Origin of the sequence: Kineothrix sp. IPX-CK, from assembly GCF_039134705.1 — a bacterium.
Lineage (GTDB): Bacteria > Bacillota > Clostridia > Lachnospirales > Lachnospiraceae > Kineothrix > Kineothrix sedimenti.
This window is the reverse complement of the sequence record NZ_CP146256.1, coordinates 3,195,181-3,215,598: the sequence shown is the minus strand read 5'-3', so window position 1 is coordinate 3,215,598 and position 20,418 is coordinate 3,195,181. Positions and strand designations below refer to the sequence as shown.

The following is a 20,418-nucleotide window of genomic DNA, read 5'->3' as shown; positions in this document are numbered from 1 at the left end:
ATTTTTATGCTATTATAATACTACCTGTACAAAAAAAATAATAGTATTGCAACATGTTCTAACACAATACTGCTATCATCGTTTGGCAAGGTCATATACGACCTCGTCAAACGATGGTATGATTGGAGAATGATGGAAAAACGATATGACTTAAAAGAGAAAACGCTCCATGGAACACTGTCTATGCCTTTAGGATATTACCTCTGCCATGTCCCTCAAGATTTTACAGTTCTGCCGGTACATTGGCATGAAGAGATCGAGATAACCAGAATTCGGGAGGGGACAGTCACATATTATATTCAATCGGAGCAATATCTCCTTAACGAACAGGATTTTCTGGTATTGCTGCCATTTACCTTGCACGGTATAGAACAGAGGGAAGGGAAAACAATGTGCTCGGACAGCTTTGTATTTAACCTCAACATGCTTGGGGGAACCTATCCGGATTCCTGTGCAGTGACTTATTTTTATCCGCTGCTTGAAGAGCGGGGGAAAGTCCCTGTCATTGTCAGGAAAGAGGAGAGCAGATACGGAGAATTGAATAAGATTTTTGAACAGATACTGTTATGCTATACAAAAAAAGGCTTTGGATATGAACTTAGGTTAAAGGCATGCCTTTTCGAATTCATGGGAGAACTACTGACACCGGAAATGTTAAGCAAAGAGAAAAAACAGGATATACAGGTGTTAGAAAAGGTAAAGCAGGGAATTGGTTATATACAGGAAAATTACCGGGAAGCTATTTCCGTTAAAGAACTGGCAGAAGTCTGCCAATTCAGTGAATATCACTTTATGCGGTTGTTTCGTAAGTATACCAATATGACGTGTATTGATTATATCAATACATACCGATTGTCTTCTGCCCTGGAAGAATTGGAGAACACAGACCATTCCATAACTGAAATTGCTATAAGCAATGGATTTAATACGATTTCTTATTTTAACAGACTGTTTCGTCAGAAATATGGGATGACACCACGTGAATACCGTAATAATCTGAACTTAGAGCGAATTATTCCTGATTCCTAATATTGTTTAACATTTCTCCGGGAGTGATCCCATAATACTTTTTAAATACCTTATAAAAATGCCCTAGTTCTTTATATCCGGTCATCTCGGCGATTTCTTTGATTGCAACATCCGTAAGCAGAAGTTCTTTTGCCTTTTTCATTCTTAGCCCGGTAATATAGCCGGAGAATCCGGCTCCGGTTTCTGATTTCAATACTTTGCTCAAATATTCCTTACTGATATAAAAGTTTTCTGCGGTTTTTTCCAGGGATATATTTTCTGTATAGTTTGATTCTATGTATTTACATATTAGTTTTATATCGATTTTGTTCTTTTCTTTTTTGAGGTGTTCCATTTTCATAATAGCCTTGATAAACAGAGCTCTTATAGACTGTATCATTTCATGAAAAGAAAAATTGCTTGAAAAGACATAGGAACTTGCTTTTTCATCCATGATTTTATTGAATGAATATCCGCATTCCGAGATAAACTTTTGCAGCATGTTATGGAAGTCGAAATGTATATAGATAGCAATATTTTTTGATGGACTGTCTCCCTCTGACTGTATAACTAAAGCTTCCAGACTTTCCATTCTCTTCTGTAACAAATCTAAATTATTAGCTTTTAAGGATTCATAGATAGAGGTCCTTAAATCGGTGTAGTCCGTAAACCAGTTGACATGTAAAACTCCTTGCAGGCTTAAGTCTTTTGTACTATCGGAGCCTTGTTCCTGGCTTAATTCCTTGACGCAGCGTTCTAATTGGGCATTGAGCTCCTCTGGTTTAACTGGTTTTAATAAATAATCAGTCGCCTGTAATTGTACTGCATTTCTGACGAACTGGAAATCGTCATAACCGCTGACGAATATTACTTTAGCATGACAGTCTCTTTTACGTAATGTATCAACCAGGGTCAAGCCACTCATATTAGGCATTTTTACGTCAGATATAATAATATCCGGATTAAGGCTTACGACCAATTCCAGGCCATATTCACCATCGGAAGCCTCCGCAACGATTTCAATTCCCAACTCGTCCCATTTGCCGATATAACGAAGGACATCCCGGGTCCAACTCTCATCGTCGATTAATATTGTTGTGTATTTTCCGTTTCGCATAATTCTTTCTTCCCCAGCAGCTTTGTTTTTATTGTTATCGTAGTGCCCTCATTTTGATTACTTTGAATGCTCAAACCATATTCAGGACCGGACATGATGCGGATTCTTGAATGAACATTACTTAATCCGATATGAGAGGAAGAACTTAATGTTTCCTTATTGCTTGAAGCTAATGAAGAACGGATCGTATCGAGCTGTGCGGGATCCATACCGAGACCGTTATCGGAAACAGTAATAATTAAGCTGTCTGATGTGGTATCTTCATAAGCGTTAAGCTGTATTTTCCAATCCTCGTTTTTTTTATTAAGTCCATGCTCGAGACAATTTTCAACAAGCGGCTGCAGAATTAGTTTCGGTATATATGACTGCATTGCCCGTGGAGCGATTTCTGTTTCAAATTGAAGCCGATGGTCAAATCTGTTATTTTGTATTGAAATATAACTTTTTAAATAAGTAATTTCTTGTTCAAGCGTAACGGATTCCCGCTCGAAACTGATCGCATACCGCAGTATGTCACTTAATGCTGTTACAACAGAATATATATGCTCGCTCTTTCCTGACAGGGACATTCCTCCGATGACTTGCAATGTATTATATAAAAAATGCGGATTGATTTGTGCCTGCAAAGCTCTGAGCTGTGCGTTTCTTTTTTCTATTTCACGTTGGTATTCCCGAGTGACCAGTTCCTGATTACGGGTCATCATATTTTCAAAACTTTCCTGAAGCAAGCCGATTTCATCGTTTCGGTTTATCGGAACATCCGCAGCAAAATTATGAATATCTGTTGTCTGCATTTTTTTGCTCAATGTAATGATAGGCTTACTGATGATTTCGGAAAATAAGACGGATAATAATGACGCTGCGAGCAGAGAAAATATCATAATGATAAATGCGATTGTAACAGTATCTTTTAATTGATTCCTGATTAATTGATCAGGGACAATATAAAGCAGGTTCAATTTTCCCTTATTAATGGATTCGTAAAAATAAAAATGATTATTTTCAGCAAAAATACCGGAGGGCTCTTCTTTTATCCGCTGCATTATATCGATATAATTATTCTGAACTGGTACATTTTGATAATTACCGAGTTCTGCGAGAATCAAATCCTCATCATTGAAAAGAATGGCGCTTTCCCCTTCTTCGATATTTTTCTGTATAGTGTCTGCAAATGAGTGTTTATTCAAACGAATGACTAATACTGCTATTTTTTTACCTGTAGTGAATTCATTAATCTGATGCATTACAACGAAATCGGAACCGTCTCTTCTGACGACAATATTGGATTGTAAAGCAGTATCCCTTGAATTCCAGACCGTATCCATGTTATCCCATGTACCATTTTGAAAACTTTTTCGAGTTGCTATGTATCCGTCCCCGGTCAGATAATTATATATTTCAACGGAAAGTATATTGGCATCGGTATTCAGCGCATCTTCAAAATTATTTCGGATATCAGGCAGAATACTGTCAATTGAATTGTTGCCGATCACCCAGGAAATAAGACCTTGTTTGATTTTCTTGTTGATTTCAAAGGAATAGAACAAATCGGCATATCCGCCTAATTCCGTAGTTAGTTTATCATTCATCCAATTCATGCCCAGGATTCTTGTTTGTATTAATTGATTTTGCATATTCTTTTGAGATATATTTAAAGTAAAATAGGCCAGCAGTAAAATAGGAATCATTGATATTAATAGCATCGAGCCTAAGATTCTTTTTTGAATGGATATTTTCATCATAGTTGCCTTTTTCGAATTTGAGCTGTTGTCAGGAAGTACATAACTGTTATCTGTGTTTATATAGTGATTATTATATCCAAGCAAGTGAGAGATGTAAATAGATTTGCATTTTATGGCAGGGTTTGATGTTAAAATGCACAATATTAAAAATGTACAATAAGAGAGAACCGTTTATGACAATGAAATTTATCCAAATAAATAATATAATTGCATTGTAACTTAGGCAAAGTGTTTAAAGTGAGAAGTTATTTTAGAAGGAGGATTATTATAGTGAAAAAGAAATTAGTATCAATGATGTTGTTACTGGCCATGACGCTAACGGCATGTGGTAATGGCGGGGAAAATACTTCGGCTGGCAGTAAAGCAGGCGAGGCGGAAGAAACGGCCTCTGTAGAAGATGTTTCTTCAGAAACTGCTCCTGCTAAGGAGGTTGAGCTTAATATCATGATGAGCTTTCCTCAGTATATGGATCAATGGGAAGATTACTGCGACCAGTTTGAGGCGAAGATGCTGGCAGAAGAAAATGTCAAAGTTACTATAAATCTTGAAATGCCCAGCGCGGACCAATATGATAGTATTCTTCAGGCGAGATTGACCGGCGATGATACACCGGACTTATTTACAATTCAGGCCAATAATATTCAAACATACGCAAATGCAGGATATTTAACCGATTTGACGAATGAAGAGAGCATTGCAAAAGTATATGATAATGTAAAAGAGACCGTTACAGTCGATGGGAAAGTAATGGGAGTTCCGATCGAAAGTACGGCATGGAGTGTTTTGTATAATAAGCAGATGTTTGAAGATGCCGGAGTTACGCCGCCTGAAACGTTGGATGAGCTGAAAGCAGTCTGTGTGGCATTGCAGGAAAAAGGTTATACCCCCTTCCTGTTAGCATTTCAGGAGCAGTGGGTTCCTCAGCTCATGACAGCGGTAACACTGGGCGGGAAAACGACAGGGGAACTTCCGGATTGGCTGGAGCGTATGTACAAAGATGAAGCATCTTACGAGGAGGTCAGAGAAATCTTTGATGTTATCAATTTGATCATGGAAAATGGTACTAAGCGGGCGATGGAAGAAGGGGCGGAAGTCGGAGCTGCAGATTTTGCCAATGGAGCAGCAGCGATGTTCGTTCAGGGAACTTGGTCGGCCAATACGATAATGACAACGAATCCCGATATGCAGCTGGGGGTATTTGCATTACCTGTCAACAATAATCCGGAGTGTACCAGAATTAATCTCGCTACATCTACGGTATTAGGGGTATATGCCAACGGTCTTGAAAAAGAATTGGCCTTAAAGTTTGCAAATTATGTGTTAGACGATAACGATTCATCGGCATTGTTCCAGGCTTGTGGATTTAATCCGATATCTTCCATTCATGCATTTGAAACGGCATCATGGGTGCAGGATGCATATAAATATGTGGAAGAGGGACGTTCTTATCAGGATTTGGTGCTTCCGTCTTCGGTAACAGACGAGCAGGGAAGGCTGCTTCAGGAGTTGTATGTCGGAAGCGTAGACGTTGACGGAATTATAGAACGCCTTGACGGTGCATTCAAAGAAGCAAATGAACTTTCGAAATAAGAGTGTGTGATTTCTCAAGCGTGCGGAAACATCTCTGCACGCTTGAAATAACTTATTGGAAATACAGCACATAAAAAGAAGAGGTACTTTATATGCAAAGCAAAAGGAAACAAAATTTCAGCCTGATTATATTTGCGCTGCCGGCCTTGGCTGTATATGCGGTATTCAAGCTTTATCCGGCGGTTACCGGGATATTCTATTCAATGACAAATTGGAATGGGTTGAGTAAAGAATATGATTTTATTGGGTTGAAAAACTTTCGTGAGATGTTGTCGGATGATTATTTCTGGCAATCCGTGGTATTTACGATTAAATATGTAGTAGTATTGCTGGTTATTGCAAATGTTATGGCTTTGGTGCTGGCGGTTACTGTTGAGTCGGTCAAAAAGGGGAAGGGATTTTTCCGAACAATTTTCTGCCTTCCTAATATGATAAGCATGATCATAGGCGGATACATGTGGCGATTTATTTTTTATAAAGTACTTTACTATATGGCAGATAACTGGGGATGGAAATTCCTGGACCAGTCTTGGGTAGGAGATACCCGCTATGCGTTTTTATCAATTATCATCGTTGCTTCATGGGGATGTGTCGGTTACTTAATGATTATATATATGGCAGGATTGCAGGGCGTACCAACTCATTTATTGGAAGCGGCCGAATTGGACGGAGCAAATGGATGGGAGAAATTTTGGAATGTAACTTTTCCGCTAATACAACCGGCGTTGACAGTTTGTTTATTTTGGACGTTGAATTCATCCTTCCAGGTTTTTGACGTCATTTATTCGCTGACGGGCGGAGGCCCCGGAAGAGCGACACAATCAGTTGCAGTTAATATTTATGAAGAGGCCTTCAGAGGGAATATAAGATATGGATATGCAACGGCAAAGTCGACCGTCCTGTTTTTGATTATTCTGATCATTACTGCGATTCAGTTAAAGACCACACAGAGTAAGGAGGAAGAACTATGAGAGGGAGCAGAAAACACTATCAGATATTTATCACGTTATTGTTAATTATAATAGGGTTGTTCACAAGCTTCCCGCTGATATTGGCTTTCATTAATTCTTTTAAGTCAAATGGCGAGCTGCTCAGCAATGTGCTGTCGCTTCCGAGTAAATTATATTTTGATAACTATATAAGATCCCTGGAGAAGATGTCTTATTTCAGGAGTTTGGGAAATACGGTATTTCTCGCGGTCCTGGCCGTATTTTTTATGGCATTGTTTTCATCGCTTGCCGGCTGGAAAATGTGCCGTACAAAAACGCGCCTATCGAAATTTTTGTTTGCGATGTTTGTGTTTTCCATGCTGATTCCCTTTAGTTCCATTATGATTCCTTTGTACAAGGTAGTTTTAGCGCTGGGAATTAAGAATTCATTGGTCGGCCTGGCATTGATATATGCAGGCCTGGGTGAAAGTATGGCAATTTTCATTTATTACGGATTTGTAAAAGGAATTCCTATTGAAATGGAAGAAGCTGCGGCGATAGACGGATGTAATTCTTTACAGACTTTTTTTCTGGTCGTATTTCCGATGCTGAAGGCAACGACCGCCACTGTTTGTATTACCAATATGCTATGGGTATGGAATGATTTTCTTTTGCCTCTTATTATTATTTCCGATAATAAAAAGTACACGTTGCTGTTGTCTACCAATACTTTATTCGGGCAATACAGCAGTGACTGGACCGCTATTCTGAGTGCATTGATATTAGCAGCATTGCCGGCAATCCTTCTTTATGTAATTTTCCAGAAGAATATCATGAAAGGTATTGCAGACGGAGCAGTAAAGGGATAAGGGCTGCGAGGCTCGAGGCAGTTTGATAGAAGATGCAGATGAAAGGAGAAATAGAATGATAAATGGTTTTTTATATGCCAAAGGTAAAAAAATAAATAATGGGAATGGGGAAGAAATTCTCTTGAAAGGCTGGGGACTCGGTAATTGGATGCTGCAGGAAGGATATATGTGGAGCGTCGACAGTGAGCGCTTTGACAGACCGCGCCGTATAGAGCAGGTTGTGGAACAGTTGACGGGAAAAAAATATGCAGATGCTTTCTGGGTAAAGTTCCGGGAAAATTATATAACGAGATCAGATATTTTAAAAATGGCAGAGCTTGGATATAATTCTGTCCGCATACCGTTCATGTATCGGCTTTTTATGGAAGATGGTCCGGGAATCCGTTATAAAGAAGAAGGATTTCAGTTGCTGGATAATTGTCTTTCATGGTGCGAGGAGGCGGGAATTTATGCCTTTTTGGACTTGCATGGTGCTCCGGGAGGTCAGACCGGTGCCAATATTGATGATTGTATAGATAATGTCCCCCGCCTTTTTATTGATTCGGACAGTTGGGATAAGGCGATCGATTTATGGAAAACGCTGGCAGAACGATATAAAGACAGAGCGGTAGTAGGCGGATACGATTTACTGAATGAACCGATCGCGCCGCCAAACACAGGAAACGGTAATTTTGATTATTTATTTCCTCGATTGACATTATTTTATGAACATGCGATTGCTGAAATCCGTAAAATTGATCAAAAGCATATGTTCAGTATTGAAGGAGCTCATTGGGCGGCGGATTTAAGTATATTTACGAAAAAATTTGATGGAAATATGGTGTTGCATTTTCACCGGTATGCGGAAATTCCTGATATCAAATGCCTAAAAAAATATATTGATAAATCGAATGAATTGGATGTGGCGCTTTGGCTTGGCGAGTCCGGAGAAAATATAAATGAATGGTATGCCGCTATTTATCCGCTGGCAGAATCTGCCGGTATTGGATACAATCTTTGGCCGTGGAAAAAAATGAGTTGCTCGAATTCGCCATATTCTATTAACAGGCCAAAGGATTATCAAAAAGTATTAGACTATATTGGCGGGGGAGTACATCCCGGATTTGAAGCTGCCTGGAGAATTTTTGATGAATATCTGGAGAACTGCAAATTAGATAATTGTACAGAACATATAGAAGTGACCAATCATGTGCTGCGACATGCGCCCTTTAGCATGCGGGCCAGCGACTTTGACGAATATCCCGGAGGAGGAACATCCTTTAGCGGATGCTGCGGAGAAAATGCAGAAATCAGTTATAGAAGCGGCTGCGGAATGAAATTAGTGGAATTAGAAGCAGCGAAAGAGAAACGGTATGTATTCGATTGCCAGTGGGATCGCTACGGGGTAATCCTAAGTAAAAGTGAGTTTGTATGCTATACGGTTGAACCGGGGCGGAAAGTTCGTTTAAAGTTAAAATTTGCAAAAGGTTATTCCGGCGGAATACTTGGAGTTGGCAGAACAGATGATAGCAGCCTGAAAGAATTTGCGGTTGAGCAGGAGTGCGCAGAGATAGAAGCAACGTTATCCGATGGCTCCGGAGCTGTGAAGATCATGTCTTTGGAAGGTGAGGTTTGTCTTGAAAGATTGGAATTTAGTGTATGAACTTAATAGAGAGAATCGGGTGATCTGAAAAGTGGAGCTGAGTTTTTTGTGTAATAGGATTAGGGTGTCAAAAGTTCCTTTTGCGAACGTCTCAGGCCAATATGACCAAAACAAAAAGAACGACTGCGCCTATGAAAATATTTAGAAGTTCTTTCTCTGGTATGTTTGGTTCAAATGGACTGAGAATTAGAACTTCTTATATATTGGAATTCGACGCAGGAGTCTTTTTGTTTTGATCATATTGGCCCGAATATATTTAAAAAGGACCTTTTGACACCCTAATCATAGAAAAGCGCTCCAATTACATAAAAATGTATGTCTTATTTTTCGGATACCTTCTGCAGCATACGCCATAGCGTGGAACGGCTTATGCCCAGGCGGTTTGCGGCGGCTGTCTGGTGACCGTTTTCTTCTGCCATCACCCTTTGAACGATTTCCAAGTTGATTTCTTCCAACGTTTTTGTAAGATCAAACGGACATTCTCCCGTTACGGAAGGAAACTGTGGTTTTTCCTTCCGCAGTATTTCCGCAACGGTCACCGCTTTTATATAGGGAGTGGTCGTCACGGTTACAAGCTCGTTCAATATTCGTTTGAATTGGTTAAAATTATCCGGCCAATCGTAGTTTTGCAGTAATTCAAGTCCCTTGGCTTCCAGGCCGATAATTTCCTTGGCGAGCTGGATATTCAAGTTACTGATATACAGACTGACAAGATTAGGAATCTCGCCCAAACGATTCCTGAGAGGCGGTATGTGCATCGTCAGGCAGGAATAATGATTGATGAGATGACGGCACCGGGGAGTTATGTTGCCGTCATCTCCGTAGGAAAAAGTAAAAATCATTCGATTTCTTTTGTATAAATTCAAATCTCTTATGATAGAGAATAATTCATTGAACTGATCTTCGGACAGGATCTCCATAGAGCGAATGTAGATGGTAGTGTTAGTATCGCTCAGCGGAGAGTTGTTGTGCTCGGTAAGGAATGTCCATGCCTTAGTGTTGATCCGCGCGCAATCGATAATTGCCAGAGGATTATTCGAAAGCGGACTTTTGGCATATATGAGTCTGGCCATCTGGTCTTTGCCGGTTCCGCCCTCACCCAGAATCATAATGGGTTGTGAAGCGTTTGCATATTCGTCGATTGACATTTCCAGATTATGGGAGGAATGAGCAATACCATAAAAACTGTTAAAGAATTTATCAAATGCTTCATCCTTGTCAATATATCGTATACCGTTTTTGGTGAGGGCAAGAGGAACCTTTCGCGGATTGATATAATAAATATAATGATTCTTACCTCCCAGCTTTTTGCACAGGCCGCTTACGGCCAGGATTAAACCGTTATCCTCCTGATGATATTTTTTGACGGTATCAGTAATGAGCTCCGGAATCCTTTTCTTCATTTCTTCTATTACTATTTTACTGAAAGAATAATTTCTGGAAAAATAGATCATTTCTTTATTATCATCGAATACAAAAATGTAAGTTGGATTCTCTTCCAGAACTAACTTATAAAAATCTGTCCAAAGGGTATATTGTTTATAGTCGGATACGGTCTGGACCGCACGGTTAAAGGCATCCTGAATACTCTCGCTGCCGGATGTAATGAGAATCGAGGTCAAACCGTATCTATGAGAGAGGGAATTGGTGATCATATCGCAAAGTACCATTTGATAACCCTCCTGAGCCAGGCCGGATAAAACCTTTATTCCTTCCTGCTCGTTGTGGATAGTAAATATATCGATGTTATATTGGAGGAGACTGGAAATAAAAGTCGCTTCCTGTGTAATGGAAGGAAAGCCTACCAATGCATATTTGTTCGTATAATTCTCGGCAAGCTTGATCGCCCGGAGGATATCGTATACCGAAATGGTTACTTCGATAACGGGAAGGTCGGACTTTTGGCGTATGAGCTCCGCAGTACCTCCGCGGGAAATGATGACATCAAAATCTTCGTCGGCGTATTTCTGTGCCAGGGCAGAGCCCTCTTCCAAATCCCCGACAACTACCATGAGATCGATGTCACTTCTTTGAAGGGCAATTTGATTCATCAGAACCTGCATTCCTTCATAGGGGGCAATTCCCAATATTTTTGTCTTTGCATTCATAAAATTTCCCTTTCTAAAATGTTTCAATTTAAAATATATTTTACATCAAAAAATGAAATGTATCAATATAAAACGATAATGTTTCAAAATAAAACAAATAATAACAAAAAATATACCAAATAAGTATTGAAAAGAAATAGATAACTTGATAATATTAAACAAAACAAGGGAGTGTTTAAATGATAAAAAATAAAACGTTCCAAAATGAAACGAATTCTCGGAGGGGAATGATATGGTCAAGCTATTGCTTATCGCAGATGATTTTACGGGTGCGCTAGATACCGGAGTACAATTTGCAGGACAGGGGGCGCAGACAAAGATCGTTATAGGGAAAGAAGCCGAGTGCTTGCAGCTGGAACGAGAGGATGCGGATGTAATAGTTGTCGATGCGGAAACAAGGCACCTGCCGCACGACGAAGCCTACCGGATGGTCGTAAAACTGGCGGCCAAAGCATTGAAAGAAAAAGTACCCCATATTTTCAAAAAAACGGATTCCGCACTTCGCGGGAACATAGGCATGGAGCTGGCGGCCCTTCTTGAAGTCAGCGGAGAAAATTTCCTTCCTTTTATTCCGGCATTACCGGCAATGAACCGGGTTACACGAAAAGGGATACACTATATAGAAGGCGTACCGATTGCCGAAACGGTATTCGGAAAAGACCCCTTTGAACCGGTAACATCCTCCGATATAAAAGATCTATTCCGGGATACGAAGGTGAATGTTCAGGTAATTGAGAAAAAGATGGGATATGAGGCAGATTCCAAAGAGCCGACAATCGGTATTTTCGATGCGGAAACGGCAGAGGATATTGAACGCGTTGCAGGAGACCTGAAGTGTCTGGGAAAGTTAAGAATTATTGCGGGCTGTGCGGGAGTTGCTTCGGTACTGCCGGGGCTGCTGGATTTAACAACGGGGAAAAATGAAAAACTTCATGTAAAAAAGCCTCTCCTGGTAGTGTGCGGAAGCTTGAATCCCATATCGCAAAGACAGATTGAATATGGAGTCAAGTGCGGATTCCCCCGCTATATCATAGACAAGGCTCTGCAGACGGAGGATGGCTATTTCGATACGAAAGAGGGACAGAAATGGATCTCGTCCATAAAAAAGGAGCTTTGCAGATCCCCCTTAGTTATGATCGACACCGGAACTTCGAAGGACAAGCGTCTTGAGGATGAAAGTGTGAGAATAAAAATAGCGGATATATTCGGAATGGTAGTAAAAAAACTGGTAAACAGCGATGCGTGCAATACGGTTCTGGTTACGGGAGGAGATACCTTGTTCGGTTTGGTAGAACAGATGGGCTGTAAAGAAATAAATCTGGTCGGTGAAATAAGACCTGGTACGGTTTTATCTTCTATGAGAATGGAACAAAAGGATATCTGGGTGCTTTCAAAGTCGGGCGGTTTCGGCGATGAGAAATTGCTGGTGGAAGTGGCAGGAGAACTGATTTAGCATAAGGCGGTTGATAGGAGTGAAGAATATGTTGGAAGATTACAAGCTGAAAATGCCGGGAGCAGTGTTCGGCGGAGAACATGCTTTAGATAAAATAGTTGAATTAATAAAAAATAAATATAAAAAGCCGGCTGTATTTACGGATAAAGGGATTGAAGCTGCCGGTATACTGGAGGAGCCTCTCGGGCTGTTAAAAGAAAGCGGAGCTCAAATTCATTTGATAGATGAGATTCCGTCGGAACCGACTTATGAACAGGCACAGAAGACGATCGATTCTTTTAAGGAGAGCGGTTCGGATTTCATAATTGCGATTGGAGGAGGGAGCGTCATGGATATGGCGAAATTATCTTCCATTGCAGCTACGAACGATTATACGGTTAAGGATCTGCTGGAGAATCCTTCAATCGGAAGAAAGACGGTAAAGACTCTTATGATTCCCACAACAGCGGGAACGGGAGCAGAAGCTACTCCTAATGCGATTGTCGCGGTGCCGGAGAAGGAATTGAAGGTAGGGATCGTAAATGAAGAAATGGTACCTGATTATGTGATTTTGGACGGCCGCATGACGGCCGGATTGCCGAAGAAGATTGCGGCGGCTACAGGAATCGATGCACTTGCCCATGCAATTGAATGTTATACCTCCAATAAGGCCAATCCATTCAGTAATATGTTCGCAATGGAGGCACTCAGGCTCATTTTTGCCAATATTGAAAAGGCGTGTGAGGACAGAACCGCGCTGAAGGAAAAAAGCAGCATGCTTTTGGCGGCCTTTTATGGAGGAGTTGCTATTACCGCATCGGGAACCACGGCGGTACATGCTCTTTCCTATCCACTTGGCGGAAAATACCACATCCCCCATGGTGTTTCCAATGCGATGATGCTCCTGCCGGTCATGAAGTTCAATAAAGAAGCATGTATGAGCGAACTGGCACAAGTATACGATGCGGTAGAAGGAAAAGAGAAAAAAAACGATGAAGAAAAAGCGGACTGGGTCATAGGGCGGATGAGCGAAATAATAAAGCGGCTGGAGATACCGGATAGCCTGAAGGCTTATGGCATAGGACAGGAGGATCTGGAGGAGCTTACAAGGTCCGGCATGGAAGTGCAGCGCCTTCTGGTAAACAATAAGAAGATGGTGACCGCTCAGGATGCCAGGAATTTATATATGCAGATTATGTAAAGGAGTCGTGAAATGTCTGAATGGAAAAAATTGATAAAAGGAATCATTCCTCCGATTATCACACCGATGAACGAAGATGAAAGCGTGAATGAAACGGAGCTTCGCAATCAGGTGAAAAGGCTTTTAAAAGCCGGAGTACACGGAATATTTCCGTTAGGGACTAATGGAGAAGGGTATATTTTAAGCGAAAAGGAAAAAGAACTTATTTTAACGGTGGTTGTGGATGAAGTAAAGGGGCAGGTTCCCGTTTATGCGGGAACGGGATGCATCAGTACGAAGGAAACAATAAAGCTGTCACAAACAGCACAGGCCATCGGTGCGGATGTGCTCTCCGTTATAACCCCTTCCTTTGCACAAGCTTCTCAGGAAGAACTGGCGGAACATTATGAGGCAGTGGCCAAAGCGGTGAAATTACCCATCGTACTATACAATATCCCCGCGAGAACCGGCAATACCATTGCTCCGGCAACGGTGGAAAGGCTTTCGCATATAGATAACATTGCGGGAGCCAAAGACAGCAGCGGTAATTTCGATCATATGCTCCAGTATATCGAGCGTACGAAGGATGAGGATTTTGCGGTGCTTTCAGGAAATGATTCTTTGATTTTATGGAATCTGCTGGCAGGAGGAACCGGAGGAATCGCAGGTTGCGCCAATGTATTTCCTGAAAATATGGTAAAGGTATATGAGTGCTTTCTGGCGGGAGAACTTGAAAAGGCGAGAGAATATCAGGATAATATCCGTTCGTTCAGAAATTGTTTCCAATATGGCAATCCTAACACGATTGTTAAGATGGCTGTGGAAATGCTCGGATATCCCGTGGGAAAATGCAGAAAACCGTTCTGCCGCATATCGGAGGAAGGCGTACAGGCTGTCCGTAAAGTACTGGATGAAAACAAAACAAAGAATATCTGCTGAAGAGGGATGAGAGTATGAAACCTACGATTGGCATAACAATGGGAGATCCGGCGAGTATCGGACCTGAGATAACAGTAAAAGCATTAAGCAGGAAAGAACTATATGATAAATGCAGACCGCTTGTAATTGGAGACGCACGGATCATGGATATGGCGCTGCAGGAACTTGGCCGTAACGATATATCGGTTCACAAAGTAACAAGCCCGCATGAGGGTTTATACCGGCAGGGAGTTATCGATGTGCTGGATATGGGGCTGGTGGATGCGGACAAACTGGAGCTTAGCAAAGTATCTTCTATGGCGGGAACGGCAGCCTTCGGATATGTTAAAAAAGTGATTGAGCTGGCGATGAAAAAAGAGATAGATGCTACGGTCACCAATGCACTGAATAAAGAAGCGATAAATCTGGCAGGTTATCATTTTTCCGGACATACGGAGATTTATGCAGAGTATACCGGGACGAAAAAATACACGATGATGCTGGCTCATCATAATCTCAGGGTGGTACACGTGTCTACTCATGTGTCCCTCAGGGAGGCCTGTGACCGGGTGAAGAAGGAGCGCGTTCTGGAAGTTATCCGGATTGCAGATGAGGCATGCAGGAGCATGGGCATAGAAAAGCCGAGAATAGCAGTGGCAGGATTGAATCCACACTGCGGAGAAGGCGGCCTTTTTGGAAGAGAAGAGATAGAAGAAATTACGCCTGCCATTAGAGCGGCGGAGGCAGAAGGAATTCATGTACAAGGACCGGTTCCTCCGGATACGGTGTTCTCAAAAGCGAGAGGCGGCTGGTACGATATTGTAGTAGCCATGTACCACGATCAAGGGCATATCCCGTTAAAGATGGCAGGCTTTGTCTACAACAGCGAAGCACAGAAATGGGATGCGGTGGAAGGTGTGAACATTACCCTTGGACTTCCGATCATACGGACCTCCGTAGATCACGGTACTGCGTTCGATCAGGTCGGCAAAGGAAGCGCCAATGAACTAAGTCTTATAAATGCAATAGAGTATGCAATCGGTTTTGCATTAAATTCCAATATACAGAACCGAATGATATAAATTAAAAAAATGGAGGTAAAGTTATGAAAGGTATTAAAAAAGCTACAGCTGTATTGTTGGGAATAACAATGCTGGGCACAGTTCTAACAGGCTGCGGAAATTCGGCGGGTACAAGCCAGGATGCGGCACAGGAATCAACAGACAATACTGCACAAACGGATACAGAAAGTACAAGTGCAGAAGGAACAAAAACTTATACCATGTTTATGCGTTCTACTTATATCGATTGGATTAAAGAGCTTAAGTGGTATGCAGAGGCGGAAAAAAGAACCGGAGTAACCGTTGAGTATGTAGTAGGTCCCGAAGAATTCGATGATGTTTATGCGGAAGTGGATCAGAGATTGATCAGCAAGTCATTGCCCGATGCTACTATGTGTAAATTGGCACAGTCCAATGTATATGGCGCTCAGGGAGCATTTTTGGATATGGCTCCGCTGATTAAGGAGTATGCGCCTAATTTGCAGGCTTACCTGGATGCGAATCCGGATTATACCAATCTGATAACAAATGAAAACGGCAGCATTTACGGACTGCCGAAAGAAACTCCTGTTCTGGCGGATTTCCTTTTCGCAAGAGAGGATCATCTGACGAAAGCAGGTATTGATCCGGCAAGCATCGTAACGGTAGAAGATTTTACGGAAGCATTACGTACCTTAAAGGCTTACTATGGAAAAGACAACCAGAACTACTATCCGTTGTCAGGCCGCGATTCCTATGTGCGTTTTCAGGCGTGGTTCGGCTGTGAGAACAACATCTCTGCCGATGAATCCAACGGTATTTACCTGAATCATGCAAAAGATCAGGGATTCGATATTATGTCGGATGAAGCATATACCATGATTGAAACGATGAAGACATGGTATGATGAAGGACTGATCAATCCGGAATGGGTTGCCGGTGCATTCAGTGAAGGTGATTGGGAAGCAGCTATGATAAACGGAGATGCGTCGTTTGCTTTCGATTATTATACACGCCCCCAGTGGTTCCTCGATAACGGCGGACCGCAGGCTGACCCGGATTACTCTATCGTTGTTCTGGACTATCTGAAGGACAAAGACGGCAATACAATGAAAGTACAGACAGATCTTCCTTATAATGAAAAAATTGCAACATCGATCAATGCTAATGTGAGCGAAGAAACAGCTATTACTATCTTACAATTTATCGATTATTTCTACAGTGAAGAAGGACAGGTTTTAGCGAACTGGGGAATAGAGGGCGAAAGCTTTGAAACAGTAGACGGAAGTAATAAGTTTATCGTAGATTACTCTACAGAGGAAGCCACTCCCGAAGGAGAACCCAGATGGTCATTCTTAAGCGACCGGATGACTGTAGTGAAACCGATTGACAGCACAGCGTTCTATTCATGGAACGGTCCTATGGTAGTGGAAGCTGCAACACGTCTGTTTACGGATGACAATTTGCTTCCTGCATACAATATTATTTATACGGACGAGCAGACAGCAGAGCTGACCAATCTTGTATCATCGGTATATGATGCGGAAATCGCGGGTATCACGCAGTTTATTAATGGAACGAGGCCTTTGGAGCAATGGTCTGACTTCCAGCAGGAAATGAATGATTTGGGATTAACCAGAATAGAAGAGATTCAGTTAGAAGCATTCCGTAGCACATACGGAGAATAAAAGCATTACAAGCACGGGATATGCATGTAAAGTGCATATCCCGGCCTTAAAGGAGTAAGCCTGTGGAAACGAAAAGAAAAAATGTGGAGAGCCTTCCGGTGAGGTTCGTAAAAGATATTAAGAGAAATTATATACTTTATCTGTTGCTGCTGCCCGGTGTATTAAGCCTGATTCTGTTTAAGCTGGGTCCTGTGGGGGGCATGGTGATTGCGTTTCAGAATTTTAGCGCATTTCAGGGAATCCTGGGAAGCAAATGGGTAGGGTTAGAAAATTTTGTGCGGATTTTTCAGGATGCGTATATGCTGAAATTAATAAAAAATACGGTAATTCTTGCTGTGTTGTCCATCGTGGTGGTGTTTCCGATTCCCATTATCTTTTCGCTGTTCTTAAATGAAGTGAGAGTAAAATTTGTGAAGAATTCGGTGCAGTCCCTCAGTTTTCTTCCGTATTTTATTTCTTCGGCCGTTATGGTCAGTATCCTGTACACCTTGCTCTCGCCCTCGTATGGATTGGTAAATAGTATTATAAAAGCCTTTGGAGGAGACGCGGTTTATTTTATGTCGAAACCTGAATGGTTCAGACCGTTGTATATTTTTCTTCAAATATGGCAGACGTTCGGTTATTCGGCCGTTATCTATCTTGCGGCAATGACTTCGATCGATCCTGCACTTTATGAGGCAGCAGAAGCAGACGGCGCCAACCGCTGGCAGAAGATGTTTCATATTACCCTGCCGTCAATTTCTACCTCGATCATAACTATGCTGATTATCAGCATCGGTAATGTATTTACTGTTGATCTGGACCGGATTCTGCTTATGTACAATCAGAGCGTATATGAAACGGCGGATGTGATACAGACTTACGTATACAGGATAGCTTTCCAATCAACGGGATTTCCGGATTATAGTTATGGTACTGCGGTAAATCTCGTGAAATCGGTAATTGCCTTTGCACTGGTTATTATTGCGAACAAATTGGCAAAGAAATATTCCGAAACCAGGCTGTTCTAAGAAAGGATGTGGCATAAGTGCAAAGAATGAATAAGAATAAAAAGCAAATAAAATCCTTTGACATTGTAAATAATGCGGTATTGCTGTTTGTGGCGGCATTGTGTGTATATCCTTTTTTGTACATTTTCTTTGTGGCCTGCAGTGACGGTACTTTTTTGTCCAGAGGACAGGTTACCTTTCTGCCGAAAGGATTTAATCTGGAAGCTTTTAAATATATTTTTACGAATAAAAAATTAAATGTTTTCACAGGACTCAAGAATTCATTTATTTATACGTTTTTGGGGACACTTTGTTCCGTTGTCTTTACTTATTTTACTGCATATGCCCTCTCAAGACCGAGGGTGAAGGGCAGAAACTTTATTATGAGTTTATTTGTCATAACGTGGGTATTTGAGGCTGGTATCATACCTCAGTATATTATTTACAGCGGCCTGGGCTTTGTGGATAATCCGCTGGTCATGATCCTTCCCGGCGCTATCAATACTCAGTTCCTGATCATCTGCAAGACCTTTTTGGAGGGACTGCCGGGAGAGCTGGAAGAGGCGGCCTTTATGGATGGGGCTAATGATTTTAAGATATTGTCCCAGATATTTATTCCTCTGTCGAAGCCTATCGTGGCTACTATTGCGATGTTTTATGCTGTTTCTATATGGAACCAGTATTTGAATCCACAGATATATTTGAAATCGGAAAGCCTAAAGACGATTCAGCAGGTGCTTAAGCAAATCGTTATTACAGAAGGAACTGCCGGAACGACGTTTAGAAATACGGTGCAAAACGGTATAACCTTGAATCAGCAGAACTTGAAAGCTGCTGCGGTATTTGTAGCAATGGTACCGATTGTATGCGTGTATCCGTTTGTTCAGAAGTATTTTAAGAAGGGCATCCTGATAGGCGCAGTAAAGGGATGACAACTAGGTTAAAATGAAAGGCATGGTTATTAAAATGAGCAGAGAATATATAGAATTAAATGTATTAGAAGAAAATGGAGCTTTATATCATAATAATTTACTGGATACGGTGGAAGCATTGATTCCCAATCCCTATGCGAGCTGCCATGCGGCAGACCTTTTGGAGCTTGAGAACGGAGATATTCTCTGTTGCTGGTTTGCGGGGTCGGATGAAGGGAATGCGGATATCAGCATCGTATTATCAAGGCTAAAGAATGGGGAAAGCAAGTGGTCGGTGCCTGTGATGATATCGGACGATCCTAGCCGTTCGGAGCAGAATCCGTCATTATTTCTGACACCCGAAGGGGAGATATGGGTAATGTATACCGCTCAGGTATCGCGCACTGAGGATATGAGCCCTAATTTTAATTTACAGTATACGGCGGAGATTCGCTGTAAAAAATCCATGGATAACGGCTATACATGGGGACCGACAGAGACCATGTTTTCCAGAGAAGGCTCTTTTTGCAGGCAGAAGATCCAAATATTGTCCAATGGAAGATGGATATTCGGCAACTGGATATGCTTTTCGGATGAGACCCGTAACGGCAGCGATATTACGGTAGTACAAATATCCGATGACCGGGGAAAGAGCTGGAGAACGGTAGAAATACCGGACAGTGCAGGCCGGGTGCATGCGAATATTATAGAGAAGGAAGCCGGGCGGCTGGTAGCTATTTTCCGCAGCCGGTTTGCGGATAACATCTATATATCTACATCGGAGGACTATGGAGATAGCTGGACAATACCTGTACGTACAGAGCTTCCGAACAACAACTCAAGCATTTCCGCCATCAAGCTGGAGAGCGGAGCGATTGGCCTTGTATACAATCCGGTCAGGTATAATGATGAGATTGGCAAGACAGTATGGCCCTTTCAAAGGAGCCCGATCGCTCTTGCGATATCGGAGGACGGAGGAGTAACGTGGCCGTACCGCAGAACGATAGAGCCCGGAGAAGGCTTTACCGGCGCATGGAACGATATCAATAATCGTCGTTATGAATATCCGGTAATGATGCAGGGAAAAGACGGATTGATCCATGTGGCATATAGCTGGGGAACGAGAAGGTGCGTGAAATATGCGGCGGTAACCGAAGACTGGATACGGGGAAAAGAGATGTTGACCGGTGCAGAAGGTAATCCGGCATGGGTCTGCCAAAGATTTTAATTGTGATGTTGTGTCATAGCGGGAGGA

General features: G+C 41.8%; 16 protein-coding genes. 13 read left to right on the top strand and 3 right to left on the bottom strand.

All coding sequences use genetic code 11. The annotated features are described in order from the left end of the window. Positions 1-129 precede the first annotated feature (129 nt). Positions 130-1,029, top strand: coding sequence for an AraC family transcriptional regulator (locus tag V6984_RS15410; RefSeq protein ID WP_342756495.1), 900 nt, complete (start codon positions 130-132; stop codon positions 1,027-1,029). Here the strand turns inward: V6984_RS15410 and V6984_RS15405 are convergent. Both V6984_RS15405 and V6984_RS15400 read right to left on the bottom strand, forming a co-directional pair. After that, positions 1,013-2,125, bottom strand: a complete 1,113-nt coding sequence (locus V6984_RS15405; protein ID WP_342756494.1) for a response regulator transcription factor — start codon at positions 2,123-2,125, stop codon at positions 1,013-1,015. The two genes, V6984_RS15410 and V6984_RS15405, sit on opposite strands and share 17 nt — an antisense overlap. Continuing rightward, complete coding sequence (locus tag V6984_RS15400; protein WP_342756493.1) at positions 2,095-3,723, bottom strand: sensor histidine kinase; 1,629 nt, start codon at positions 3,721-3,723, stop codon at positions 2,095-2,097. Before V6984_RS15400 ends, V6984_RS15405 begins: the two co-directional genes overlap by 31 nt. A gap of 414 nt (positions 3,724-4,137) precedes the next feature. On the opposite strand from V6984_RS15400, the gene V6984_RS15395 reads away from it, so the two are divergent. From V6984_RS15395 to V6984_RS15380, 4 genes are all read left to right on the top strand, one after another. Next, on the top strand, positions 4,138-5,457 hold the full coding sequence (locus V6984_RS15395; protein ID WP_342756492.1) for an ABC transporter substrate-binding protein: 1,320 nt from the start codon (positions 4,138-4,140) through the stop codon (positions 5,455-5,457). Between the two features lie 92 nt (positions 5,458-5,549). Beyond that, positions 5,550-6,428 carry a sugar ABC transporter permease gene (locus V6984_RS15390; RefSeq protein WP_342756491.1) on the top strand — a complete coding sequence of 293 codons (879 nt, stop codon included), beginning with the start codon at positions 5,550-5,552 and terminating at the stop codon, positions 6,426-6,428. Continuing rightward, positions 6,425-7,255, top strand: coding sequence for a carbohydrate ABC transporter permease (locus tag V6984_RS15385; RefSeq protein ID WP_342756490.1), 831 nt, complete (start codon positions 6,425-6,427; stop codon positions 7,253-7,255). The genes V6984_RS15390 and V6984_RS15385 overlap by 4 nt, the downstream gene beginning before the upstream one ends. Before the next feature lie 55 nt (positions 7,256-7,310). Further along, a complete protein-coding gene (locus V6984_RS15380) occupies positions 7,311-8,897 on the top strand; it encodes a glycoside hydrolase family 5 protein (RefSeq protein WP_342756489.1) in 1,587 nt (528 codons plus the stop codon). 320 nt (positions 8,898-9,217) lie between these two features. Here the strand turns inward: V6984_RS15380 and V6984_RS15375 are convergent, their stop codons facing one another. Then, a complete protein-coding gene (locus V6984_RS15375; protein ID WP_342756488.1) occupies positions 9,218-11,005 on the bottom strand; it encodes a PrpR N-terminal domain-containing protein in 1,788 nt (595 codons plus the stop codon). 232 nt (positions 11,006-11,237) lie between these two features. Here V6984_RS15375 and V6984_RS15370 point away from each other — a divergent pair, with 232 nt between their 5' ends. From V6984_RS15370 to V6984_RS15335, 8 genes are all read left to right on the top strand, one after another. Further along, the gene (locus tag V6984_RS15370; RefSeq protein ID WP_342756487.1) at positions 11,238-12,458 is read left to right on the top strand and encodes a four-carbon acid sugar kinase family protein; all 1,221 of its coding nucleotides are present in this window, start codon (positions 11,238-11,240) and stop codon (positions 12,456-12,458) included. A gap of 28 nt (positions 12,459-12,486) precedes the next feature. Then, the gene (locus V6984_RS15365) at positions 12,487-13,638 is read left to right on the top strand and encodes an iron-containing alcohol dehydrogenase (RefSeq protein ID WP_342756486.1); all 1,152 of its coding nucleotides are present in this window, start codon (positions 12,487-12,489) and stop codon (positions 13,636-13,638) included. Positions 13,639-13,650: 12 nt separating this feature from the next. Next, complete coding sequence (gene dapA / locus V6984_RS15360) at positions 13,651-14,556, top strand: 4-hydroxy-tetrahydrodipicolinate synthase (protein ID WP_342756485.1); 906 nt, start codon at positions 13,651-13,653, stop codon at positions 14,554-14,556. A gap of 38 nt (positions 14,557-14,594) precedes the next feature. Then, complete coding sequence (gene pdxA, locus V6984_RS15355; protein ID WP_342760025.1) at positions 14,595-15,617, top strand: 4-hydroxythreonine-4-phosphate dehydrogenase PdxA; 1,023 nt, start codon at positions 14,595-14,597, stop codon at positions 15,615-15,617. A 23-nt stretch (positions 15,618-15,640) separates the two neighbouring features. Further along, the gene (locus V6984_RS15350; RefSeq protein WP_342756484.1) at positions 15,641-17,263 is read left to right on the top strand and encodes a hypothetical protein; all 1,623 of its coding nucleotides are present in this window, start codon (positions 15,641-15,643) and stop codon (positions 17,261-17,263) included. Positions 17,264-17,325: 62 nt separating this feature from the next. Beyond that, positions 17,326-18,273 (top strand): ABC transporter permease, encoded by a 948-nt coding sequence (locus V6984_RS15345; RefSeq protein ID WP_342756483.1) that lies wholly within the window; start codon positions 17,326-17,328, stop codon positions 18,271-18,273. A gap of 26 nt (positions 18,274-18,299) precedes the next feature. After that, complete coding sequence (locus tag V6984_RS15340; RefSeq protein WP_342756482.1) at positions 18,300-19,184, top strand: carbohydrate ABC transporter permease; 885 nt, start codon at positions 18,300-18,302, stop codon at positions 19,182-19,184. Positions 19,185-19,218: 34 nt separating this feature from the next. Next, a complete protein-coding gene (locus V6984_RS15335) occupies positions 19,219-20,391 on the top strand; it encodes a sialidase family protein (RefSeq protein WP_342756481.1) in 1,173 nt (390 codons plus the stop codon). Positions 20,392-20,418 lie beyond the last annotated feature (27 nt).